This is a genomic window from Streptomyces sp. NPDC031554 (assembly GCF_055580685.1).
In genome coordinates this window covers 461,808-483,864 of the sequence record NZ_JBVIKX010000003.1, presented here as the reverse complement: position 1 = coordinate 483,864, position 22,057 = coordinate 461,808, and the positions used below count along the sequence as shown (strand labels likewise).

Below are 22,057 nucleotides of genomic sequence, written 5' to 3'. Positions count from 1 at the left end.
GAACGCTTCAGGCCGTGGACGCTTCAGGCGTACGGCACTTCAGGCGTACGGCACTTCAAGCCCATGGCGCCTCAGACGCGCGACGTCTCGGACGCGCGGCGCCGGCACGCCGGGCTCAGGCCCGGGGCGCCTTCACGGCGGCCCTCAGCCGTTCCTCGAACTCACGCACCTCGCGCAACCCGCCCCAGGTCGCGGAGAGCCGGGCCCCCAGCCCTTCCAGTTCCTGCGAGATCGTCCGCCTCCGGGCCGACGCCGCCTGCTCCGCCACCGTCCCCGCCAGCTCCAGCGCGGTGTCCAGATCACCCACGCAGACATGGCAGTCCGCGAGCCGCACGGTCAGCAGCAGCCGTGTCGGCAGCATTCCGTCCGGCAGTTGTCCCAGCGCCCGTTCGGCGGAGCGGGCCGCGCTGCGGGCGGCCGCCCGGTCACCCGTGACCGCGGCCAGGTCCCGCAGCCCGCCGGCGATCGAGGCCTCTATCCGCAACTGTCCCTGCCCGGCCGCCAGCCAGGGCGCCTCTTCGAGATCCCGCCCGTCCAGCCGCTCCAGGCCTTTGCGGCTCAGGTCCACCTGCCGTCTGCTCTCCGCCCCGTCACCGAGCACCGCATGGCCGCGGGCCTGGTACATGTGCGACAACGTCGTGATCCAGCCGCGCCGTCCGTCGAGCGCGCCGATGGCCCGCGCGTACGACAGCGAGGAGGCGCCGTCGCCGTCGAGCCTGGCCAGCGTGCACAGATCGGTCATCAGCGTCGTCCGCACTTCGAGGTCGCCGCCCGCTCCCGCCCAGCGCAACCCGTGACCGACCCATGCCATCGCCAGCGCGCCCTGTCCCCGGTGCATCCGCAGCCGCCCGGCGAGCTGGGCGAAGCGGGCGGCGAGCCGGAGCTGGACGGCCGGGGACCGACCCGCCGCGTCGAGCCCCCCGGCCCAGGTGGCGAGACCGGCCAGGACGTGCTCGACCGTGCCGAGCAACGCGGTCGAGGTCGTGTGCACGGCGACCCGTTCGCACGCGCCCAGCAGGGCGACCAGGGCGTGGACCACCGCGGGCTCCGCCGCGTCCGGTACGGCGACTCCGCAGGCTGTCCGCATACGGTCCAGCAGCGCCGGCAGATCGGTGAGGGCCGGTGCCTCACAGTTGTCCTCCCCGTGCAGCGGGCACGCGCCCGGGGACAGCCGGCCCGGCCAGTCGTCTCCCAGGGCCGCCGGGACCGGCCCCTGCCACGCGCCGCCCGGCAGGGGCGGGAAGAAACCGACGCCCAGACGTTCCTGCCGCACCTGCTCCAGGGGGGCCGGGGGCGGCGCGACGAGCGCCGACAGCACACCGTCCGCGTCGAGGATCCGTTCCAGACTGTCCACCGCGCCGGGCGCGGGCTCGCGGGTACCGCTCTCCCACCGGCTGATCAGACTGTGGTGGTAGCCGACCCGCTGACCGAGCTGCTGCTGGGTCAGCCCCCTCCGCCGGCGGAGGTGCTTCAACCGCTGCCCGAACTCCGCCCACGGCGCCGCCGTGGCACCGCCCTCGCCGCCGGGTCTCCCCGCGTTCGCTTCGCTCACGGGCATGGCCGCTCCTCTCGGGGTCGGCGTGTCGCCGAGGGCTGCGCCGCGATGATAGGGGCCGAGGGCGCGACGGGGAACGGCTCTCCGACGGGACCGGCGCCGGCAGAAGGACGCCGGCGTCACGAAGAGCCCCTCCGGCCGGTGAATACCGGCCGGAGGGGCTCTTCGGCGTGCGATGTCCACCCGGCCCGCCCGGGTCTCGACGGGCTGGGCGGGAGGAGGTGTTTCACGTGAAACGTGAGCGGTGAGCCGAGCGTTGAGGAGTCCGGTCTCAGCCGCGGTCCTCGCGGCGGGAGGTCTCCTCGTCCTGCTTCGCCTGTACCTCGGGGTCGAGGGCCGAGGCACCGCTGCCGTCCACCGAGGTCAGGCCGCCCGCGGCGGGCACCTCGGTGGCGGCCGGGGGCTCGACCAGCCAGTCGGGGTTGGCCTGCTTGTCCCACCACTTCCAGACGGCGAAGGCGCCTCCGGCCACGACCCCGGCCACCGCCAGTGCCTTGGCGAGCTTGCCCGCCCTGGTCCGGCGGCGGTGCTTGCGCACCAGCTTCTCGATGTCCCTCGGGGTCACCTGACCGCGCAGGGCGGCCAGCGCGGCGACGCTACGGGCGGCGGCCTCGTTCTTCACGGGCCCGGCCGCGGCCACCGCCTGTTCGATCTTCGGCCGGGAGTAGACGGCGGCCTGCCGGGCGGCCAGGCGCGTACGGAGAGCCGCTTCATGAGCGGCGTGGTCGACCTTCGGCGGGACGTGCGCCAACGCCTGCTCCAAGCGGGGCGCCACAAGGGCGTCGTACTGGACGCGGGCCTGTTCGGCGGCCTGCGACACTTTGGGCGCGAGCCGTACGCGGGCCTCGTGCGCGTAGAGCGCGGCCCTCTCCTTGGCCGTGTCGGCGTAGGGCGCCACCACTTCCGCGGCGTGCAGCACGCTGTCCTTCGCCGAACCGGTCGCGGCGCGCACGCTGTCGATGCGGGTCACGGGTTCCTCCTCCTCGGTGGCGTACGGTAATTCGACTTTCCACCCTTTTACGGATCATGCCTGTCGGCGGCCTCTGAGGCATGCGCGGACGGGCATACGGGTGCCGGACGTCCGAGTTGTCTTCATCTGATCCAAGAGCGGATGAATACGGGGTAATGGGAACTCTTCGTCGACAATGCCACGGATCGGCATGGTTCGCCCCTGTCCCGGACGGGTTCGGCGTTTTTCCTTGTGGGAAGCGGACGGTTCTCGTGCCCCGTGCACGGGACGGTGGGCGGGCGCCGGACCGCCGCAGGCGTGCGAGGATCGGTGGGTCACACGAAGACGACGGAAGGCAGACCGTGGCCGAGCAGCTCTACGCCACCCTGAAGACCAACCACGGCGACATCGAGGTCCGGCTCTTCCCGAACCATGCGCCCAAGACGGTCAGGAACTTCGTCGACCTCGCCACGGGGGGCCGGGAGTGGACCCACCCCGCCACCGGCGAGAAGTCCTCGGCCAAGCTCTACGACGGCACGGTCTTCCACCGGGTGATCAGCGGATTCATGATCCAGGGCGGTGACCCGCTGGGCAACGGCACCGGTGGGCCCGGCTACCAGTTCGAGGACGAGTTCCACCCGGACCTGCGCTTCGACCGGCCGTATCTGCTGGCGATGGCCAACGCCGGCCCGGGCACCAACGGCTCGCAGTTCTTCATCACCGTCTCCCCGACGGCCTGGCTGACCCGCAAGCACAGCATCTTCGGCGAGGTCACCGACCCGGCGAGCCGGAAGGTCGTCGACGCGATCGCGGGTGCCCAGACCAACCCGCGCACCGACCGCCCGCTGAAGGACGTCGTCATCGAGTCGGTCGTCGTCGAGGAGCGACAGTCCTGATCCCGGCTTGAGCGCGGGGCACCGGGCAGGCCGGTGCCCGGTGCCCCGTGGGAACCATTCGCCCCGCTCGTCCGTAGGGACGGTCGGGGCACAGCCTTGTTCGCGACGACATCGGGGGAGCCCATGGACCAGGCGTCAGGCAGCAGGCCGGACGACGCGCAGAGCGGTCTGCCGGTCTGTTACCGGCATGCGGACCGTGAGACCGGCGTGCGCTGCACGCGCTGTGAGCGCCCGATCTGCCCCGAGTGCATGGTGAGCGCCTCCGTCGGCTTCCAGTGCCCGGAGTGCGTGCGCAACGGCTCCGGCACGGGACACGCGCCGGACGCGAACCGGCCGCGCACCCTGGCGGGCGGGAGCGTGGCGGCCGACCCGCGACTGCTCACGAAGATCCTGATCGGGATCAACGTGGCGGTCTTCCTCGCCGTCCAGGTGCGGTCGTCGTTGCTGAACGACCTGGTGCTCGTCGGCCAGTGGCCCCCGGCGCCGTTCGGTGCCACCGAGGGGGTCGCCGAGGGGGAGTGGTACCGGCTCTTCACCTCGATGTTCACGCACGAGGCCATCTGGCACATCGCCTTCAACATGCTGAGTCTGTGGTGGCTCGGCGGCCCGTTGGAGGAGGCCTTGGGGCGTGCCCGTTACCTGGCTCTCTACCTGCTCTCCGGACTCGCGGGCAGTGCCCTGACCTATCTGCTGGCCTCACCGGGCAGCGGTTCGCTCGGTGCCTCCGGTGCGGTCTTCGGGCTTTTCGGTGCCACCGCGGTGCTGATGCGCCGCATGCGGCACGACATGCGACCGATCATCGCCCTGCTGGTGATCAACCTGATCTTCACCTTCGGGTGGAGCAACATCGCCTGGCAGGCCCACATCGGCGGCCTGGTGGCGGGTGTGGTCATCGGGTTCGCCATGGTCCACGCCCCGCGCGACCGCCGCTCCCTCGTGCAGTACGGAACCTGTGCCCTGGTGCTGGCCGTGATCGTGGTCGTCACGCTCCTGAGGACCGCTCAGCTCACCTGAGCAGGCCTTGAGTCCTCGTTGTCCACAGTGTGTGCCCGATCTTGTGCACACGGTGCGGACACCAGTGCGCCCCCTGTCGATGACCGGCGTTTCCGCAGGTCGGACAGGGGGCGAACAAGTTTTCGGTTACCGGTCGTTCTTCATACCGGCGTCAACGCCCAGAGGGGTTATCCACAGATGGTCGTTCTTTTTCCCCACTGTGGACAACGGCTGTGGATAACTCCGTGGATACCCCTGGGCAGAGGTGCTCCGGTGGCTACTTCCACTGGGTGGAGACACCGAAGCCGGCGGCGATGAAGCCGAAGCCGACCACGATGTTCCAGTTGCCCAGGGCGTCGATGGGCAACGATCCGTCGGTCACGTAGAACACGACGATCCAGGCGAGGCCGATGAGGAACATGGCCAGCATCACCGGCGCGACCCAGGCACGGCTGTTGAGCTTGAGGGCGGTCGCCTGCTTCGCGGGCGGCGGCGTGTAGTCGGCCTTCTTGCGGATACGTGACTTCGGCACGAGGGTCTCTCCTGTCGATGCGCTGCGTGGCCGCGCAGGGTACTGGGTCGGGCTCGGGTCGGCGTACAAGGGGACACTGACCGCTCCCCCGGGCGTCCGTTAGCGTAGTGCTTCTACGGCGCCGAAGGAGATAAGGGTACGTTGAGCAATTCTGCCGACTTCCCCGGGACGGGTTCAACGGGTTCCGCTCCCGGCCGCCGTCCGCGCCTGCGGCCGGTCCGGGTGCTCACCGCCGGTGTCTTCGCGCTCGCGGGTCTCATCTTCTTCACCAGCTTCGACACCGCCAAGGGCACCGACATCCGTACGGACGCCTCGCTGCTGAAGCTGTCCGACCTCATCCAGGAGCGCAGTCACAAGAACGGCGAGCTGGACGAGTCCAACGCGTCCCTGCGCGACGAGGTCGAATCACTGGCCGAGGCCGACGACGGCAGCACCCTGGCCGAGGACGAGAAACTGGCCCGGCTCGAGGACGCGGCGGGCACCCAGAAGGTCAAGGGCCGGGCGGTCACGGTCACGCTCGACGACGCCCCGCCGAACGCCACCGCCAAGCTCCCCGGCTATCCGGAGCCCCAGCCCGACTACCTGGTCATCCACCAGCAGGACCTCCAGGCCGTGGTGAACGCCCTGTGGCAGGGCGGTGCCGAGGGCATCAAGGTCATGGACCAGCGGCTGATCTCCACCAGCGCGGTGCGCTGCGTGGGCAACACCCTGATCCTCCAGGGCCGCGTCTACTCCCCGCCGTACAAGATCCAGGCGGTCGGGGACCCGGAGAAGCTCCAGCAGGCGCTCGCGAACTCCCAGGCGATCCAGAACTACATGGTGTACGTCAACGTCTACGGGCTCGGCTGGAACGTCACCGAGGACGGCACGGTGACGCTGCCCGGCTACTCGGGCACAGTGGACCTGCACTACGCGAAGCCGGTGCAGTAGCCGGACCAACCGCCTCCCGGGAGCCACCGGTGCGCGTGATCGTCCGAACCGTCAGCGAACTGTTCCTCACCGTCGGCGTCCTGATCGTCCTCCTCGTCGTCCACGTGCTCTTCTGGACCGGCGTGCGGGCCGACCACGTCATGGACGACCAGATCGACAGCCTCCGGCGGCAGTGGGCGCGGGACGCGACTGCCGCGCCCCGCACCTCCGCGCCCCGCGGCTCCGCACCTCACCCCTTCGAGACCGTGGCGTCGCCGACGCCTTACACGAACGGGGCACCTTTCGCGATCATGTACATCCCCCGGCTCGGTTTCACGTGGAACAAGCCGGTGCTCGAAGGGACGGACAGCGGCACCCTGAAGAAGGGGCTCGGCCACTACGCCGGCACCGCACGGCTCGGGCAGACCGGGAACTTCTCCGTCGCAGGTCACCGGCGCACCTACGGCGACCCCTTCAAGGACTTCCCGCGGCTGCGGCGCGGGGACGCGGTGGTGCTGACGGACGGCACGACCTGGTTCACCTACCGGATCGACCGGGGGCCGTACAAAACAGTGCCCTCGGACGTCGAGGTGATCGACCCCGTGCCACGTAAGTCGGGGTACGGGCGTCCCGGACGCTATCTGACGCTGACGACGTGCGACCCCGAGTGGGGACACAGTCACCGGCTGATCGTCTGGGCACACCTGGACTCCACACAGCCCGTGGAGACAGGCGGACCGGAAGCCCTGCGCCGCTAGTCTGGTGACGTACGGCGTGAGTCTGGTGCCGTGGTGCGACGGAAGGGACGGCATGTACGGCTGGATCTGGCGGCATCTGCCGGGAAACGCGTTGGTGAAGGCGCTGATCTCGATCGTGCTGGTTCTGGCCGCGGTGTACGTCCTCTTCCAATACGTCTTTCCGTGGGCCGAACCGCTGCTTCCCTTCAACGATGTGACGGTGGACAACCAGTGAGCGCGCGCATTCTCGTCGTCGACAACTACGACAGCTTCGTCTTCAACCTGGTCCAGTACCTGTACCAGCTGGGTGCCGAGTGCGAGGTCCTGCGCAACGACGAGGTGTCCACGGCGCACGCGCAGGACGGCTTCGACGGTGTCCTGCTGTCGCCGGGCCCCGGCACCCCGGAGGAGGCCGGCGTCTGCGTGGACATGGTCCGCCACTGCGCGAGCACCGGCGTGCCCGTCTTCGGCGTCTGTCTGGGCATGCAGTCGATGCAGGTGGCGTACGGCGGTGTGGTGGACCGGGCGCCGGAGCTGCTGCACGGCAAGACCTCGCCGGTGGAGCACGGCGGCAAGGGCGTCTTCGCGGGTCTGCCCTCGCCCTTCACGGCGACCCGCTACCACTCGCTCGCGGCCGAACCCGCGACGGTGCCGGCCGAGCTGGAGGTCACGGCCCGCACCCCGGACGGCATCGTCATGGGACTGCGCCACCGTGAACTGCCCGTCGAGGGAGTGCAGTTCCACCCGGAATCGGTCCTCACCGAGCACGGGCACCTGATGCTGGCCAACTGGCTGGTGGAGTGCGGCGACCAGGGTGCCGTGGCGAGGTCGGCGGGGCTCGCCCCGGTGGTGGGCAGGGCCACGGCGTGACCGCGGTGCGCCCCGAGCGCGAGGACCTGTACGGCGGCACGCCGTACGAGCCCCCCGTCGACGAGGAGACCGTGGCGCTGCGGATCCCGCAGTCGCCCGGGTCCGCGTTCGGCGGCGGCTCCTCCTTCGCTCACGGGGCCCCGGCGGCGCCTCCTGCCGCGGGAACCCCGGCGGGGGGCCGGGCGGCCCGCAGGAAGGCCGCCAAGGGCCGTCACGGGCGTCACGGGGGCTCTGGCGACCCCGACGGTCAGGGAGGAGGCCCCGGCGGCCCCGGAGGCCCCTCGGGGGCGGCGGCGCGGCCCCTGTCACGGGTGGAGGCCCGCCGGCAGGCGCGGGCCCGCAAGCCGGGTGCGGCGGTCGTCGCCAGCCGGGCGCTCGGCGAGGTGTTCATCACCACCGGTGTGCTGATGCTCCTCTTCGTCACCTACCAGCTGTGGTGGACGAACGTCCGGGCGCACGCGCAGGCGGACAAGGAGGCCAGCAGCCTCCAGGACGACTGGGCGAGCGGCAGGCGCAACCCCGGCACCTTCTCGCCGGGGCAGGGCTTCGCCATCCTGCACATCCCGAAGCTGGACGTGGTGGTGCCGATCGCCGAGGGCATCAGCAACAAGAAGGTGCTCGACAAGGGCATGGTCGGGCACTACGGCGAGGACGCGCTGAAGACGGCCATGCCCGACGCGAAGGCCGGCAACTTCGGCCTCGCCGGCCACCGCAACACGCACGGCGAGCCGTTCCGCTACATCAACAGGCTCCAGCCCGGCGACCCGATCGTCGTCGAGACGCAGGACGAGTACTACGTCTACAAGATGGCCTCGATGCTCCCGGTGACCTCGCCGAGCAACGTGAGCGTCCTCCAGCCCGTGCCGCCGGGATCCGGGTTCACCGGGCCGGGCCGGTACATCACGCTGACGACGTGCACACCGGAGTTCACCAGCAAGTACCGGCTGATCGTCTGGGGCAAGATGGTCGAGGAACGGCCGCGCAGCAAGGGCAAGCCGGATGCGCTCGTCGAGTAGGCGTGCAGTCGAGTAGGGGCAGATTGAACGTGTCAGCGACCACCGGCGACACCGAGCACACCGGGCACCAGGAGCACAGCGGCACACGGGACACCGCCGCCCCGCCCCCGCGGCGGCGCGGCGGACGGATCGCGCAGGCGGTCGGCGTCTTCGGTGAACTCCTCATCACGGCCGGGCTGGTGCTCGGCCTGTTCGTCGTCTACTCGCTGTGGTGGACCAACGTGGTCGCCGACCGCAAGGCCGGCCGGCAGGGCGACAAGGTCCGCGACACCTGGGCGCAGGAGGCCGGCCCGGGCGCGCTCGACACCAAGGAGGGCATCGGCTTCCTGCACGTGCCCGCCATGGGCGACGGCGAGGTCCTGGTCGAGAAGGGCACCACGTCGGAGATCCTCAACGACGGCGTGGCCGGCTACTACGTCGACCCCGTCAAGGCCACGCTGCCCACCAGCGGCAAGGACGGCAACTTCGCCCTCGCCGCCCACCGTGACGGCCACGGCGCCAAGTTCCACAACATCGACCGGCTCGAGGAGGGCGATCCGATCGTCTTCGAGACCAAGGACGACTGGTACGTCTACAAGGTGTACGCCGTCCTCCCCGAGACCTCGAAGTACAACGTCGAGGTCCTCGGCGCGGTCCCGGAGGAGTCCGGCCGGAAGAAGGCCGGCAAGTACATCACCCTGACCACCTGCACCCCGGTCTACACGAGCCGCTACCGGTACGTGGTGTGGGGCGAACTGGACCGTGTGGAGAAGGTGGACGCCCGGCGGACGCCGCCGAAGGAGCTGCGCTGAGGGTTCCGCTCCGGCCCCGCCGGACGGGGAGAAGGCCTCGGGCCCTGCCGGACGGGTGATCGTCCGGCAGGGCCCGAGGCCTTCGTGCGGTGGAGGGGCGCGGCGGTTATCCGGAGGTCCCGCCGAAGAAGACGGTGCCTCCGTTGTTGCCTCCGTTGTTCCCGCCACCGCCGCCGCCGATGGTGATCAGGTTGACCGTCTGGCCCTTGTTCACCGTGCTGCCCGGGGCCGGGTCGGAGTTGATGACGGTGGCGTTGTCGTCGTCGACGGTGACGTTGCCGACGTTCAGGCCCGCGTCCTGGAGCGCCTTCTTGGCGTCCTTCAGCTTCATGCCCTGGAGGTTGCCGGGCACCTGGGTCTGCTGGTTCTCGGGCGCCTTGCCGATCTGGATCTGGACCTGGGAGCCCTTGGTGGCCTTGGAGTTGGCCTGCGGCGTGGTCGAGATGACCTTGCCGACCAGGTTCTGGTCCTGGGTCTCGACCTCGGTGCAGTTGCCGACCAGGTTGTTGGCCTGCATCTGGGCCTTGGCCTGGTCACAGCTCTGGTTGAGGACGTCGGGCACGGTCGCCTTGTCCTCCGCCTTGGCGATGGTGAGGGTGACCTTGGAGCCCTTCTCCACCTCGGAACCCAGCTTCGGGTCCTGGCCCAGGACGGTGCCGGGCTCCTCCGAGGAGATCTCGTCCTTGGTCTCCACGACCAGCTCGTACTGGTCGCCCTCGAGGACCTTCTTGGCGTCCTCGAGGCTCTTGCCGAGGACACTGGGCACGGCAACCTTCGGTGCGCCCGTGGACACCACCAGGTTGACGGTGGACTGCTTGTCGACCTCGGCCTTGGGGGCGGGGTCCTGTTCGCAGATGTTGCCCTTGGCCTGGTTCTCGCAGGGCTTCTGCGTGACGGTTCCGACCTTGAGGTCGACGTTGGCCAACTGCTGGGTGGCCTCGGCCTGGGTCTTCCCGACGAGGGTGGGCACGGTCACCGTGTCGTTGCCGTTGCCGTTGCCGCTGAACGCCCACTTGCCGATCAGGATCGCGCCGACCAGGACCAGGACGGCGGCGACGACCAGCAGGATCGTCGAGGTGTTGGACTTCTTCTGGCGACGCCGGTCGGGGCGGTCGTCGTAGCCGAAGCCGCCGTCGTCCGGGTTCACCGGGGGCATCATCGAGGTGGCGCCGCCGTCCGCGGAGCGCAGCGCGGTGGTCGGCTGGTCGTTCGGGTAGCCGCCGTAGCCGACCGAGCCCATGGCCGCCGTGGCCGCGACGGGCTGGCCGTCGAGGCAGGCCTCGATGTCGGCGCGCATCTCGTCGGCGGACTGGTAGCGGTAGTCGGGGTCCTTGACGAGGGCCTTCAGCACGATCGCGTCCATCTCGGGCGTGATCTCGGGGTCGAAGACGCTGGGCGCCTGGGGCTCCTCGCGCACGTGCTGGTAGGCGACCGCGACCGGGGAGTCGCCGACGAACGGCGGCCGCACGGTGAGCAGTTCGTACAGCAGGCAGCCCGTGGAGTACAGGTCGGAGCGGGCGTCGACCTGCTCGCCCTTGGCCTGCTCCGGGGAGAGGTACTGGGCGGTGCCGATCACGGCCGAGGTCTGCGTCATCGTCATGCCGGAGTCGCCCATCGCGCGGGCGATGCCGAAGTCCATGACCTTGACCTGGCCGTTGCGCGTCAGCATGACGTTCGCCGGCTTGATGTCGCGGTGCACGATGCCGGCGCGGTGCGAGTACTCCAGGGCCTGGAGGATGCCGATGGTCATCTCCAGCGTCCGCTCCGGCAGCAGCTTGCGGCCGGAGTGGAGCAGTTCGCGGAGCGTGGAGCCGTCGACGTACTCCATGACGATGTACGGGATCGAGACCCCGTCGATGTAGTCCTCGCCCGTGTCGTAGACCGCGACGATCGCAGGGTGGTTGAGCGAGGCGGCCGACTGGGCCTCCCGGCGGAACCGGGCCTGGAAGGAAGGGTCGCGCGCGAGGTCCACGCGCAGCGTCTTCACCGCCACGGTGCGGCCGAGGCGGATGTCATGTGCGAGGTAGACCTCGGCCATGCCACCACGGCCGAGCACGTGGCCCAGCTCGTACCGGCCGCCGAGGCGACGCGGCTCTTCCATAGCTACCTACCAGCCCTCTCCGTCGGTCCCGACCGGCACACGTGTGCGGTCGGTGGCTGCCGTCCGGGCATACCGTACCCGGACGGCGCTGTGTCACCTGGCCAAGCCCGTCACCCGATACCGGACCGGTATCGCAACGTGCACCGATGTGTGGGCGACGTGATGGGGGTCACTTCTTGCTGTCGATGACTGCCTTCATCACGTCCCGCGCGATCGGGCCGGCGAGACCGCCACCGGTGATGTCACCGCGGTTGGCGGCGCCGTCCTCGACGACGACCGCGACGGCGACCGGCGAGCTGCCGTCGGACAGCTTCGCGTAGGAGATGAACCAGGCGTACGGCTTCTCGCTGTTGTTCAGGCCGTGCTGGGCGGTACCGGTCTTGCCGCCCACGGTGACGCCGTCGATCTTCGCCTTGCCGCCGGTGCCCTGCGGGTTGTCGACGACCGTCTCCATCATCTCCTGGAGCTTCTGCGCGGTCTCCGAGGACACCGCCTGGGACAGCTCCTCCGGCTCGGTCGTCTCGATGGTGTCGAGGTTCGCCGCCTTGAGCTGGTCGACCATGTACGGCTTCATCAGCTTGCCGTCGTTGGCGACGGCCGAGGCGACCATGGCCATCTGGAGCGGGGTGGCGCGGTTGGAGGCCTGACCGATGCCGTCCATGGCGTTCTGCGGGTCGTTGTCCTCGGGGTAGACGCTCTCGGAGGCGCGGACCGGGGTGTCCAGCTCCTTGTTGTTGTAGCCGAACTTCTGCGCCTGCTCGATCATCTTCTCGTTGCCGACGCTGTCGGACAGCTTCGCGAAGACGGTGTTGCAGGACACCATGAGCGCGTACCGCAGGCTGGCGTTCTCGCACTCACCGTGCTCGTTGGTGAGGTCGGTGGTGGTGCCCGGCAGCTGGTACGGGTCCGGCGTCTTGGTGGCGTCGTCGATGCCGGAGACCAAGCCGTTCTCCAGCGCCGCGGCCGCGGTGACGACCTTGAAGGTGGAGCCCGGCGGGTAGGTCTCGCGCAGCGCCCGGTTCAGCATCGGGTCGTCGGCGTTGTTCTTCTTCTGGACCGCGCTCCACGCCTCGGCGTCCTTGTCGGAGGCCCCGGCGAACTTCGACGGGTCGTACGACGGCGTCGAGACCAGCGCGAGGATCTTGCCGGTCGCCGGGTCGATCGCGGCGACGGCGCCCTTCTTGTCGCCCAGCCCCTTGTAGGCGGCCTTCTGCGCGGCGGCGTTGAGGGTGGTGACGACGCTGCCGCCCTCCTTCTTCTTGCCCGTGAGCATGTCGAGCGTGTTGCGGAAGAAGAGCCGGTCGTCGTTGCCGGTGAGGATGCCGTCCTCGAGCTTCTCCAGCTGGTTGGCGCCGAAGGCCTGCGAGGAGTACCCGGTGACCGGCGCCCACATGGCGCCGTTGGTCCAGGTGCGCTTGTACTTGTAGTCGCCGCTCGTGGTCTCGACGGAGCCGGTGATGGCCTTGCCGTCCACGATGATGTCGCCGCGCGGGGTGGCGTAGCGGGCGATGTTGACACGACGGTTGTCGTCGTCGGAGGCCAGGCTGTCGGCCTTGGCGTACTGGAGGTAGTTGTCGCGCAGCAGCAAGGTGAGGATCAGGAGTCCGCAGAAGATCGCGATCCGGCGCAGGGGCTTGTTCATGACGGGCGGACCACCTGGGTCATCTCGGCGTCGGGGTTGGAGGCGGGGGCCGGGGCCGGGCGGCGCGCGGTGTCGCTGATCCTGATCAGGATGCCGATCAGCGCCCAGTTGGCGATGACGGAGGAACCGCCGTAGGCCAGGAACGGCATCGTCATACCGGTCAGCGGGATGAGGCCCATGACGCCACCGGCCACCACGAAGACCTGGAGGGCGAAGGCGCCCGACAGGCCGATGGCGAGCAGCTTGCCGAACGGGTCGCGGGCGGCGAGGGCGGTGCGCACGCCGCGCTCCACGATCAGGCCGTACAGCAGCAGGAGTGCCATGAGGCCGGCCAGGCCCAGCTCCTCGCCGAAGGTGGCGAGGATGAAGTCGGAGTTGGCGGCGAACCGGATCAGCTCGGAGTGGCCCTGACCCCAGCCGGTGCCGAGGGTGCCGCCGGAGCCGAAGGCCCACAGGGCCTGCATCGCCTGCTCGGAGTGGCCCGCCTGGCCCTGCCGCGAGAGCAGGTACTCCTTCATCGGGTCGAGCCAGGCCTGGACGCGCTGCTGGACGTGCGGCTCGAAGCTGGCCACGCCGACCGCGCCGCCCGCCGACATCAGCAGACCGAAGACGATCCAGCTGGTCCGCTCGGTGGCGACGTACAGCATGATGATGAACATTCCGAAGAACAGCAGCGAGGTGCCGAGGTCCGTCTCGAAGACCAGGATGAGGATCGAGATGAACCAGACGACCAGGATCGGACCGAGGTCGCGGCCACGCGGCAGGTACAGGCCCATGAAACGGCGGCTGGCGAGTGCGAGGGCGTCGCGCTTGACCATCAGGTAGCCGGCGAAGAACACGGCCAGGACGATCTTGGCGAACTCACCGGGCTGGATGCTGAAACTGCCGACCTGGATCCAGATCTTGGCGCCGTAGATGTTCTTGCCCAGGCCCGGCACCAGCGGCAACAGCAGCAGGAGCAGCGCGCCCATCATGGAGATGTAGGTGTAGCGCTGGAGGACGCGGTGGTCCTTGAGGAAGATCAGCACCACGACGAAGAAGGCGATGCCCATCGCCGTGTACAGCAGCTGCCGGGGCGCCGCGTTGCCGGCCTGCTCGATGGACTGGAGCAGCTTGGACTGGTCCAGCCGCCAGATCGCCACGAGCCCGAGGCCGTTCAGCAGCGTCGCCAGCGGCAGCATCAACGGGTCTGCGTACGGCGCGAACTTGCGGACGACCACGTGGGCGACGCCGGCCAGCAGGCCGAGGCCCAGGCCGTAGCTGAGCAGGCCGGACGGCACCTGTTCGTTGAGCGCCAGTCCCACGTTGGCGTAGGCGAAGACCGGGATGAGGACGGCGAACACCAGGAGCGCCAGCTCGGTGTTGCGCCGGCTCGGTGTGCCGATCGAGCCGATCGTGGACGTGTGGTGCGTCGGCGTGTTGGTTGCACTGCTCATGGTGTGACGGGGCCTCTCACGGCTTGCCTACTGCTTACCGCACAGCGAGACGACCTTCTTCTCATCCTCCGAGAGGGTGGGGCCGGGGCCGGGAGTGGCGGTCGCTGATGTGGACGGAGACGTGGACGGGGACGGCACCGATTCCGACGGGTTCGGGCTCGGCGACGCCTTGGACGTGAGGGAGACGGGAGTGGTTCCCGCGGTGCCGCCGGTCTCGCCCTCACCGGCTGTGGATCCGGCCGTGGATCCGGCCGTGCCGGTGGCCGCGGTCGTCGCCTCCGCCTGCTTGCGGCACGCGGACGCCTGCACGGCCAGTTCGTCGATCTTCTTCTGGGCGGTGGTCCGGCTGCCCTCGGCGATCGTCGCCTCGACCAGCTTCTGCTGGTACTGCGGCAGGTACTTGAGTTCGATCTCGGGGTGGTCCTTCTCGACCTTCGAGAGCGAGACCCAGGCCAGGTCCTGGCTGATGCCCTGGTACAGCGCGACGTGCTCGCCCTTGGTGCCGACGTAGTACTGGGTCTGGGTCCAGCGCCAGCCGGCGTACAGCCCGCCGCCGACGACGGCGAGGGCGAGACCGCTGTACAGGGACCTCTTCAGCCACCGGCGGCCCTTGCGGGGCTTGACGAAGTCGTCGTCGGTGTAGTCGCCGAAGCCGTCGGTGGGGATGAAACCGGTGACGTCGCCGGAGCCGGGCGGACCGAACTCGCCGCCGCCCTGGCCGCGGCCCTGCCGCCCGAGGCCGGAGGCGCGGCCGGCCGGGGTCTGCATGATGCCGTTGTCGTTCGGCTGGCTCTGGTTCTCGGCGACGGCGCCGACCACGACCGGGGTGTCGGACAGCTGCCCGGCGAGGGTGTCGCCGGTGTCCAGGTCCAGCACGTCGGCGACGATCACGGTGATGTTGTCGGGGCCGCCACCGCGCAGCGCGAGCTGGATCAGCTCCTGCACGGTCTCCTGCGGGCCCTGGTAGCTGGCGAGGGTGTCCTCGAGAGTCTGGTGCGAGACGACGCCGGACAAGCCGTCGGAGCAGATCAGGTAGCGGTCGCCGGCCCGGACCTCACGGATCGACAGGTCGGGCTCCACGTGCTCACCGCTGCCCAGCGCCCGCATCAGCAGCGAGCGCTGCGGGTGGGTGGTGGCCTCCTCCTCGGTGATCCGCCCCTCGTCGACGAGGCGCTGCACCCAGGTGTGGTCCTGCGTGATCTGGCTCAGCACGCCGTCCCGCAGCAGGTAGGCGCGCGAGTCGCCGACGTGCACGAGCCCCAGCCGCTGGCCCGTCCACAGCAACGCGGTCAGCGTCGTCCCCATGCCCTCGAGCTGGGGGTCCTCCTCGACCAGTGAGCGCAGCTGGTCGTTGGCGCGCTGCACGGCCGTGCCGAGCGAGGTGAGGACGTCGGAGCCGGGCACGTCGTCGTCGAGGGCGACGATGGTGGAGATGGCCTCGGAGGAGGCGACCTCACCGGCGGCGGCGCCGCCCATGCCGTCGGCGATGGCGAGCAGGCGCGGACCGGCGTATCCGGAGTCCTCGTTGCCCTCCCGGATCATGCCCTTGTGCGATCCGGCGGCGAAGCGCAGTGACAGACTCATGCCCACCTCGCCCGTCGGCCCCGGGTACAGCCGGTCGTGTCGAGCCACACTGCCCACCCTCCGGTCGGGAGCGCGCCGGGGCCCTGGATGCCGGCCCACCTGGCGTGCTCGCTCCGCTCGCGCTCACTCATGATGTAGCACTACTTCCGCAGCTCGATGACGGTCTTGCCGATACGGATCGGCGCGCCCAGCTGGATCGGTGTGGGAGTCGTCAGCCGCGTTCGGTCGAGGTACGTGCCGTTGGTGGAGCCCAGGTCCTCGACGATCCACTGGCCGTCGCGGTCCGGGTAGATCCTGGCATGGCGGCTGGAGGCGTAGTCGTCGTCCAGCACGATGGTGCTGTCGTGCGCGCGGCCCAGGGTGATGGTCTGGCCCTGGAGCGCGACCGTCGTGCCGGTGAGGGTGCCCTCGGACACGACCAGCTTCGTGGGGGCGTTGCGCCCCCTGCGTCCGCCCCCCGTCGCGGGCTGCTGGCGCTGCTGCGGAGGCGCCTGGCGCTGGGCCTGCTGAGGCCGGGCCGCTTCCCGGCGCGCACCGCGCTGGGTGACACGCGTACCGAACAGGTCGCTGCGGATGACCTGCACGGCCACGATCACGAACAGCCACAGTACGGCCAGGAAACCCAGCCGCATGACCGTGAGGGTCAGCTCTGACATTGCCCCCGCTTCACCCTTCGGCTTGCCGGTAAATGATGGTGGTGCTGCCCACGACGATCCGCGAGCCGTCGCGGAGCGTAGCGCGGGTGGTGTGCTGCCCGTCCACCACGATGCCGTTGGTGGACCCGAGATCCTGGATCGTCGAGGGCGTTCCGGTCCGGATCTCGCAGTGCCGGCGGGAGACGCCGGGGTCGTCGATCCGCACGTCGGCCTCGGTGCTGCGGCCCAGCACGAGCGTCGCGCGGGAGATCTGGTGGCGGGTGCCGTTGATCTCGATCCAGTGGCGGGTCCGGGAACCGGGCGCCGGGGCACCTGCCGGTCCGCCGCCCGCCGGGCGCTGACCGCCGGCCGCGGGCGGATGACCGTATCCGCCGGGGCGGCCGCCGGGCGCACCGGGCGGGGGCGCGGAGGGCATGGGGGGCGCGGCCGCCGCACCGCCGGCCGCGGGCGGGTGGCCGTATCCGCCGGGGCGGCCGCCGGACGCGCGCTCGGGCGCCTGCGGGCCGCTGGTGGAGGAGGCGAGGGTGCGGCTCCGCACGCGGTACAGACCGGTGTCGAGATCGTCGGCCTTCTCCAGGTTGACCTTGATCGGCCCCATGAAGGTGTAGCGCTGCTGCTTCGCGTAGTCACGGACCATGCCGGCCAGTTCGTCGCCGAGCTGGCCGGAGTAGGGGCTGAGCCGCTCGTGGTCCGGCGTGCTCAGCTCCACGATGAAGTCGTTGGGCACGACGGTCCGGTCGCGGTTCCAGATGGTCGCGTTGTTGTCGCACTCCCGCTGGAGCGCTCCCGCGATCTCCACGGGCTGCACCTCGGACTTGAACACCTTGGCGAAGGTGCCGTTGACCAGACCCTCGAGACGCTGCTCGAATTTCTTCAGGACTCCCATGGGGCACCTCCTCCGTCGTGACCTGCGTCCCGTGTTCCGCTGCCTGCCCGGTACCGCTTGCCGATCCCGGTACTGCTTACTGATCGTATCCACGCGCGGGTGGATCGGCCGGTTCCCCCTGTCGGCCCCGCCGACCGGTGTCGACGGCGTCGTTCGGGCGTCCCTCACTCGTCCTTCTGCCCAGGATCGTAGAGGCGGCCGAGGACCAGTGTCCCGCACCTGACTGTGGAGCTCACCCGCCTACCGGGGAGACGACCGCCATAGGTACGAGGTTGATACGTGAACCGGTCGTCGCCGAGACGTACGGAGGTTGCCGCGGGCCTCTCGCGGTGTCCTCTGCCCCGGGAGAAGGGATGTGAACGCACCCTGGCGCACGTGCTAATGTTCTGCATGTCGGAAGGCGCCGGGCCGCAAGGTCAACAACCAGATGACACACCCAATGCGCGGGTGGCGGAATAGGCAGACGCGCTGGATTCAGGTTCCAGTGCCCGCAAGGGCGTGGGGGTTCAACTCCCCCCTCGCGCACGGCTGAAAGCCCCGCAGATCTTCGGATCTGCGGGGCTTTCGCGTGTTCGGATGCCGACGGCCAGGAGACCTGGAGGCGTGCGGGATGTGCGCCAGGTGCGGGGGGCGGGCGTGGGTGCGGGGGCGCACGGACAAGGGGCCTGACGCCTGCACACCTGCACGCGTGGGTGGTGCGGGTGTCCGGGTGCGGGGACGCGGCTCGGGCGCGTGAGGTATCTCACGAGGGTGGAAGGGGCCGGGCGGCGCGAGGGGGCGGGCGCGAACCGGGTGGACGGTCGCGGTCGCGGGGCGCCTCGCACGGGTGAGGCTGCCGGCGTCTTCCGCGGGTGGGGCTGGTCGGATGGTTGTCCACAGGGTCTGACGGGTTTCGGCCGTCGGCGGTACGGTCTGCACGAGTTGATGTTCGTCCGGGTGCGGGGGAGGCGGTCGTGGTGACAGAGGTCGGTGCCGGGGCAGGTGCGAGCGGGCGCACGGACGGGGGCGAGGGCGTGCGGGCGGCCCGGGGCGAGGGGCCGCGGTTCCCCAGGACGCGGGGCTTCGCCGAGTGGCCTTCCTCGGGTTCGCCGAAGCGGGAGGGCAAGGCCCTGCGCCACCAGGTGCCGCGCGCGGCACACGCCGGGTTCGACCTGGACCCCTCCCGCCCCGACGCGGTGACCGCGGTCGAGGAGTCCAGCCGGGGCCGCCTCCCCGAACTCACCCCGATCCGGGTGGGGCGGATGGCCGCCACACCGTTCGCGTTCCTGCGGGGTTCGGCGGGCCTCATGGCCCATGACCTGGCCCGCACCCCGATGACCCGTGTCACGGCGCAGATCTGCGGCGACGCGCACGCGGCCAACTTCGGGCTGTACGGCGACGCCCGCGGCGGCCTGGTCATCGACCTGAACGACTTCGACGAGACGGTCGACGGTCCCTGGGAGTGGGACCTCAAGCGGCTGGCCGTGTCCCTGGTCCTCGCGGGCCGGGAGGCCGGCGCCGACGAGGACACGTGCCGTCAGGCGGCGCACGACACGGTCGGCGCCTATCGCCGCACCATGCGCCTGCTGGCCGGACTTCCGGCGCTGGACGCGTGGAACGCCATCGCCGACGAGGAACTCGTCTCGCACGCCGACGCCCGAGACCTGCTGGGCACGCTGGAGAAGGTCTCGGAGAAGGCGCGGGCCAACACGAGCGGGCGGTTCGCCGCGAAGTCGACCGAGCCGACCCCGGAGGGCGGGCGCCGCTTCGTCGACGCGGCGCCCGTGCTGCGCCGCGTCCCCGACGCTGAGGCCGCCGCGGTGGCCGCCTCCCTCGAGCAGTACGTGACCACGCTGCCGGAGGACCGGCTGCCCCTGCTGGCCCGGCACGCGGTGCACGACGTGGCCTTCCGCATCGTCGGCACGGGCAGCGTGGGCACCCGGTCCTACGTCGTCCTGCTGCTGGACCACCGGGGCGAGCCGCTCGTGCTCCAGGTGAAGGAGGCACGGCGCTCGGCGCTGGTGCCGCATCTGGCGAGCGCCGGTTTCGAGACCCCGGCCGTCGAGCACGAGGGGCGGCGGGTGGTCCTCGGGCAGAAGCGCATGCAGGTGGTCAGCGACTCCCTGCTGGGCTGGACCACGATCGAGGGCCGGTTCTTCCAGGTCCGGCAGTTCCGCAACCGCAAGGGCAGCGTGGACGCCACCGCTCTCGCCGCCGACCAGGTCGACGACTACGGCCGCATGACCGGCGCCCTGCTGGCCCGTGCCCATTCGCACAGCGCCGACCCGCGGCTCGTCGCCGGCTACTGCGGAAAGAACGAGGAGCTGGACGAGGCGGTGGCCGCCTTCGCCGTGGCCTACGCCGACCGCACGGAGGCGGATCACGCGGACCTGGTGACGGCGGTGCGGGCGGGGAGGATCGCGGCGGAGACGGGCGTGTGAGCGCGGCGCGAGGGGTGTCCCGGTGGAGCACGTCGAGCCGGCCGGTCGGCTCGGTGACCTCTCCGGGGTCCTCGCCCCGGGACCGTACCTGGAGCTGTTGCCGGTACTGAGCGGCCAACTGCCTTCCGGGGATAGCGCGTTCGCCGCCGATCCGGACCACTGCGACTTCTCGGGCAGACGGTGCGTGAAGGATCTCCTGCCGGCTCGGGCCCGCCGGACGGGGGACGCGGACCTGGAGATCCGCTTCGCGCACAACTGCTGGAAGCACGACGAGGACCTCGTCGTCCGTCACTCGGGCGTCTCCCGCTTCAGGACCGACGTCCTCGGCGTCCGCGCCCTCGGCGTCCTCGGCGTCCGCGCCTTCGACGCCATCGGCGCGGTGGTGCTCGACGAGATCCTCCCGCACCCCGGCGGCCGCACCCACGAGCCGGCCCGCCGTCCCGGCACGCTCCTCGTGGTCCGCCCGGATCCGGAGGCGGAGTGGGTGGCTGCGGACTGCCCGGAGCACCGGGACCGACGGGGTCTCCCTCGGGGGTGGCCTACGCTGGTCGGGTGACGACCCCCGAAGCTGAGCAGCCGCGGCCCGAGGAGCGGCTCGAGAAGGCCGTGCGGGCCGCTGAGCAGGCGCTCATCGAGTTCGAGATCGCGGTGGAGACCTTCCGCGTCGAGGTGGAGAACTTCTCGCGGCTCCACCACCAGAAACTCGGTCCGATGTACACCCGGCTCGATGAGTTGGAGGCGGAGATCGCCGAGGCCACGGCCGCCCGCACCGGCGATCCGGAGGACCGGCGCAAGGCGGACGAGGCGCGGGCCCGGGTCATGCCGATGCCCGGGGTCGAGGAGCTCTTCCACGGCTGGATGGACGGCGACGGGTTGTTCCCGGAGGCCGAGGCCATGCTCACGGACCAGTCGGTGCGGCCCCCGCAGCGGGTGCGGCCCAGCGACGAGGCCCGCAAGCTCTACCGGGAGCTGGCCCGCAAGGCCCACCCCGACCTGGCGCAGGAGGACGCGGAGCGGACGCGGCGCGAGGAGTTCATCACGCGGGTCAACGCCGCCTACGCCCGGGGCGACGAGGCCGCACTGCGGGAGCTGGCCGAGGAGTGGGCGGCCGGCCCGGCCCCCGAGGAACGGCGGCCGAGCCCCAGCGAGGAGCTGTACGCCCGGCTGGAGTGGCTCGCCGAGCGCAAGGAGATGCTGGCGCTGGTGGCCCGGGAGCTGGAGGAGGGCGCGATCGGCGCGATGCTCCGGATGGCACCGGACGACCCCGACCGGCTCCTGGAGGAGATCGCCGAGCAGCTCCTGGCCGAGGTGGCGAAGCGGGAGGCCGAACTGGCGGAGCTGGCGGACTGAGGTGCTGAGGTGCTGAGGCGCTGAAGGGCTGAGGGGCTTGTGGTGTGGGCCCGGTGCCTTAGCGGCCCGCGGTGATCCCCGTCGTGCGGCGGAGGGGCCTTGCGGCCTCACCGGCCGACGGCAGGACCTGACCGCCGGGTGCACGGCGCGGCTCCACGGGCGCGGCCCTGCGGCGGATTTACCGGATCCACCGGATCCACCGGACTCTCGGCGGGGCCGTCGGTGGGTGTGGGGCGTCCGGTAGCGTCGGAACCATGAGTTTCGGAGCTGGTGTGCCCACGGTCGGGGTCGAGGACCTCAAGGACGGCGACTTCCTGCTGGACGTCCGGGAGGACGACGAGTGGAAGGCGGGTCATGCCGAAGGGGCACTGCACATTCCCATCAGCGAGTTCGTCGCGCGTTACGGCGAGCTGACCGAGGCGGCTCCGCAGGACGGGCGGGTCCATGTGATCTGCCGCTCCGGCGGCCGTTCCGCCCAGGTCACCATGTACCTCGCGCAGCAGGGCGTCGACGCGGTGAACGTGGACGGCGGCATGCAGTACTGGTCGGCCGTGGGCCGTCCGGTCGTCACCGACGACGGGCAGCCCGGCTTCGTCCTGTAGTCCGGCGTCCGCACGGGCCGCCCCCCGACGGTGTGGCTGATCCGACGGGACGGTTGATCCGGCGGGCGGTTGATCCGGCGGACCGCCGGGACAGGACACGAGGCAGGGCGGGTTCCGGGAGAAGGGGCGGGA

Annotated in this window: 21 protein-coding genes and 1 tRNA gene; 13 read left to right on the top strand and 9 right to left on the bottom strand. The window is 70.6% G+C overall.

Annotated elements, in window-relative coordinates; genetic code table 11:
- Positions 1-115: 115 nt before the first annotated feature.
- Both ACZ5FU_RS10820 and ACZ5FU_RS10815 read right to left on the bottom strand, forming a co-directional pair.
- Entirely contained in the window at positions 116-1,552 is a 1,437-nt protein-coding gene (locus ACZ5FU_RS10820) for a helix-turn-helix domain-containing protein (RefSeq protein WP_469045221.1), read from the bottom strand.
- A gap of 274 nt (positions 1,553-1,826) precedes the next feature.
- Positions 1,827-2,525, bottom strand: a complete 699-nt coding sequence (locus ACZ5FU_RS10815; RefSeq protein WP_451529559.1) for a DUF5324 family protein — start codon at positions 2,523-2,525, stop codon at positions 1,827-1,829.
- 341 nt (positions 2,526-2,866) lie between these two features.
- Between ACZ5FU_RS10815 and ACZ5FU_RS10810 the strand changes: the two genes are divergently transcribed.
- Positions 2,867-3,400, top strand: coding sequence for a peptidylprolyl isomerase (locus ACZ5FU_RS10810; RefSeq protein WP_451778461.1), 534 nt, complete (start codon positions 2,867-2,869; stop codon positions 3,398-3,400).
- Positions 3,401-3,523: 123 nt separating this feature from the next.
- Positions 3,524-4,414, top strand: a complete 891-nt coding sequence (locus tag ACZ5FU_RS10805; protein WP_451529561.1) for a rhomboid family intramembrane serine protease — start codon at positions 3,524-3,526, stop codon at positions 4,412-4,414.
- 256 nt (positions 4,415-4,670) lie between these two features.
- Here the strand turns inward: ACZ5FU_RS10805 and crgA are convergent, their stop codons facing one another.
- Positions 4,671-4,925, bottom strand: coding sequence for a cell division protein CrgA (crgA, locus tag ACZ5FU_RS10800; RefSeq protein WP_451529562.1), 255 nt, complete (start codon positions 4,923-4,925; stop codon positions 4,671-4,673).
- A 141-nt stretch (positions 4,926-5,066) separates the two neighbouring features.
- Here crgA and ACZ5FU_RS10795 point away from each other — a divergent pair, with 141 nt between their 5' ends.
- From ACZ5FU_RS10795 to ACZ5FU_RS10770, 6 genes are read left to right on the top strand one after another with little or no spacing between them, the layout of a single operon-like run.
- Positions 5,067-5,855, top strand: a complete 789-nt coding sequence (locus ACZ5FU_RS10795) for a DUF881 domain-containing protein (RefSeq protein WP_451529563.1) — start codon at positions 5,067-5,069, stop codon at positions 5,853-5,855.
- 29 nt (positions 5,856-5,884) lie between these two features.
- Entirely contained in the window at positions 5,885-6,592 is a 708-nt protein-coding gene (locus tag ACZ5FU_RS10790; protein ID WP_451529564.1) for a class E sortase, read from the top strand.
- Between the two features lie 52 nt (positions 6,593-6,644).
- Entirely contained in the window at positions 6,645-6,806 is a 162-nt protein-coding gene (locus tag ACZ5FU_RS10785) for a hypothetical protein (RefSeq protein ID WP_451778458.1), read from the top strand.
- Entirely contained in the window at positions 6,803-7,441 is a 639-nt protein-coding gene (locus ACZ5FU_RS10780) for an aminodeoxychorismate/anthranilate synthase component II (RefSeq protein WP_451529565.1), read from the top strand. Before ACZ5FU_RS10785 ends, ACZ5FU_RS10780 begins: the two co-directional genes overlap by 4 nt.
- Positions 7,360-8,457, top strand: a complete 1,098-nt coding sequence (locus ACZ5FU_RS10775; RefSeq protein ID WP_468834270.1) for a class E sortase — start codon at positions 7,360-7,362, stop codon at positions 8,455-8,457. Before ACZ5FU_RS10780 ends, ACZ5FU_RS10775 begins: the two co-directional genes overlap by 82 nt.
- 29 nt (positions 8,458-8,486) lie before the next feature.
- Positions 8,487-9,248, top strand: coding sequence for a class E sortase (locus ACZ5FU_RS10770; protein WP_451529566.1), 762 nt, complete (start codon positions 8,487-8,489; stop codon positions 9,246-9,248).
- A gap of 106 nt (positions 9,249-9,354) precedes the next feature.
- Here the strand turns inward: ACZ5FU_RS10770 and pknB are convergent, their stop codons facing one another.
- The 6 genes from pknB to ACZ5FU_RS10740 all read right to left on the bottom strand — a co-directional run bounded on the left by pknB (position 9,355) and on the right by ACZ5FU_RS10740 (position 17,553).
- Positions 9,355-11,349 carry a Stk1 family PASTA domain-containing Ser/Thr kinase gene (gene pknB / locus ACZ5FU_RS10765; protein WP_469045220.1) on the bottom strand — a complete coding sequence of 665 codons (1,995 nt, stop codon included), beginning with the start codon at positions 11,347-11,349 and terminating at the stop codon, positions 9,355-9,357.
- 169 nt (positions 11,350-11,518) lie between these two features.
- Positions 11,519-12,991 carry a peptidoglycan D,D-transpeptidase FtsI family protein gene (locus tag ACZ5FU_RS10760; RefSeq protein WP_469045219.1) on the bottom strand — a complete coding sequence of 491 codons (1,473 nt, stop codon included), beginning with the start codon at positions 12,989-12,991 and terminating at the stop codon, positions 11,519-11,521.
- Entirely contained in the window at positions 12,988-14,427 is a 1,440-nt protein-coding gene (locus ACZ5FU_RS10755; RefSeq protein WP_451529569.1) for an FtsW/RodA/SpoVE family cell cycle protein, read from the bottom strand. Before ACZ5FU_RS10755 ends, ACZ5FU_RS10760 begins: the two co-directional genes overlap by 4 nt.
- Before the next feature lie 27 nt (positions 14,428-14,454).
- Entirely contained in the window at positions 14,455-16,011 is a 1,557-nt protein-coding gene (locus ACZ5FU_RS10750; protein WP_451529570.1) for a Stp1/IreP family PP2C-type Ser/Thr phosphatase, read from the bottom strand.
- A gap of 140 nt (positions 16,012-16,151) precedes the next feature.
- Complete coding sequence (locus ACZ5FU_RS10745) at positions 16,152-16,667, bottom strand: FHA domain-containing protein FhaB/FipA (protein WP_451529571.1); 516 nt, start codon at positions 16,665-16,667, stop codon at positions 16,152-16,154.
- A 10-nt stretch (positions 16,668-16,677) separates the two neighbouring features.
- Positions 16,678-17,553: an FhaA domain-containing protein gene (locus tag ACZ5FU_RS10740; RefSeq protein ID WP_451529572.1), complete on the bottom strand. Its 876-nt coding sequence runs from the start codon at positions 17,551-17,553 to the stop codon at positions 16,678-16,680.
- A 441-nt stretch (positions 17,554-17,994) separates the two neighbouring features.
- Here ACZ5FU_RS10740 and ACZ5FU_RS10735 point away from each other — a divergent pair.
- From ACZ5FU_RS10735 to ACZ5FU_RS10715, 5 genes are all read left to right on the top strand, one after another.
- Positions 17,995-18,078 (top strand) — tRNA-Leu (locus ACZ5FU_RS10735).
- A gap of 431 nt (positions 18,079-18,509) precedes the next feature.
- Positions 18,510-19,973: a DUF2252 domain-containing protein gene (locus ACZ5FU_RS10730; RefSeq protein ID WP_451778516.1), complete on the top strand. Its 1,464-nt coding sequence runs from the start codon at positions 18,510-18,512 to the stop codon at positions 19,971-19,973.
- 22 nt (positions 19,974-19,995) lie between these two features.
- Positions 19,996-20,529 carry a hypothetical protein gene (locus ACZ5FU_RS10725; RefSeq protein WP_451529573.1) on the top strand — a complete coding sequence of 178 codons (534 nt, stop codon included), beginning with the start codon at positions 19,996-19,998 and terminating at the stop codon, positions 20,527-20,529.
- The gene (locus ACZ5FU_RS10720) at positions 20,526-21,323 is read left to right on the top strand and encodes a J domain-containing protein (RefSeq protein ID WP_451529574.1); all 798 of its coding nucleotides are present in this window, start codon (positions 20,526-20,528) and stop codon (positions 21,321-21,323) included. Before ACZ5FU_RS10725 ends, ACZ5FU_RS10720 begins: the two co-directional genes overlap by 4 nt.
- A 272-nt stretch (positions 21,324-21,595) precedes the next feature.
- Positions 21,596-21,925, top strand: coding sequence for a rhodanese-like domain-containing protein (locus ACZ5FU_RS10715; protein ID WP_451529609.1), 330 nt, complete (start codon positions 21,596-21,598; stop codon positions 21,923-21,925).
- Positions 21,926-22,057 lie beyond the last annotated feature (132 nt).

Excerpts from the sequence above, each read along its gene's own strand:
- ACZ5FU_RS10805 (WP_451529561.1), top strand. The coding sequence starts at position 3,524 with ATGGACCAGGCGTCAGGCAGCAGGCCGGACGACGCGCAGAGCGGTCTG.
- ACZ5FU_RS10785 (WP_451778458.1), top strand. The coding sequence starts at position 6,645 with ATGTACGGCTGGATCTGGCGGCATCTGCCGGGAAACGCGTTGGTGAAG.
- pknB (WP_469045220.1), bottom strand. The coding sequence starts at position 11,349 with ATGGAAGAGCCGCGTCGCCTCGGCGGCCGGTACGAGCTGGGCCACGTG.
- ACZ5FU_RS10760 (WP_469045219.1), bottom strand. The coding sequence starts at position 12,991 with ATGAACAAGCCCCTGCGCCGGATCGCGATCTTCTGCGGACTCCTGATC.
- ACZ5FU_RS10755 (WP_451529569.1), bottom strand. The coding sequence starts at position 14,427 with ATGAGCAGTGCAACCAACACGCCGACGCACCACACGTCCACGATCGGC.
- ACZ5FU_RS10750 (WP_451529570.1), bottom strand. The coding sequence starts at position 16,011 with ATGAGTCTGTCACTGCGCTTCGCCGCCGGATCGCACAAGGGCATGATC.
- ACZ5FU_RS10745 (WP_451529571.1), bottom strand. The coding sequence starts at position 16,667 with ATGTCAGAGCTGACCCTCACGGTCATGCGGCTGGGTTTCCTGGCCGTA.
- ACZ5FU_RS10740 (WP_451529572.1), bottom strand. The coding sequence starts at position 17,553 with ATGGGAGTCCTGAAGAAATTCGAGCAGCGTCTCGAGGGTCTGGTCAAC.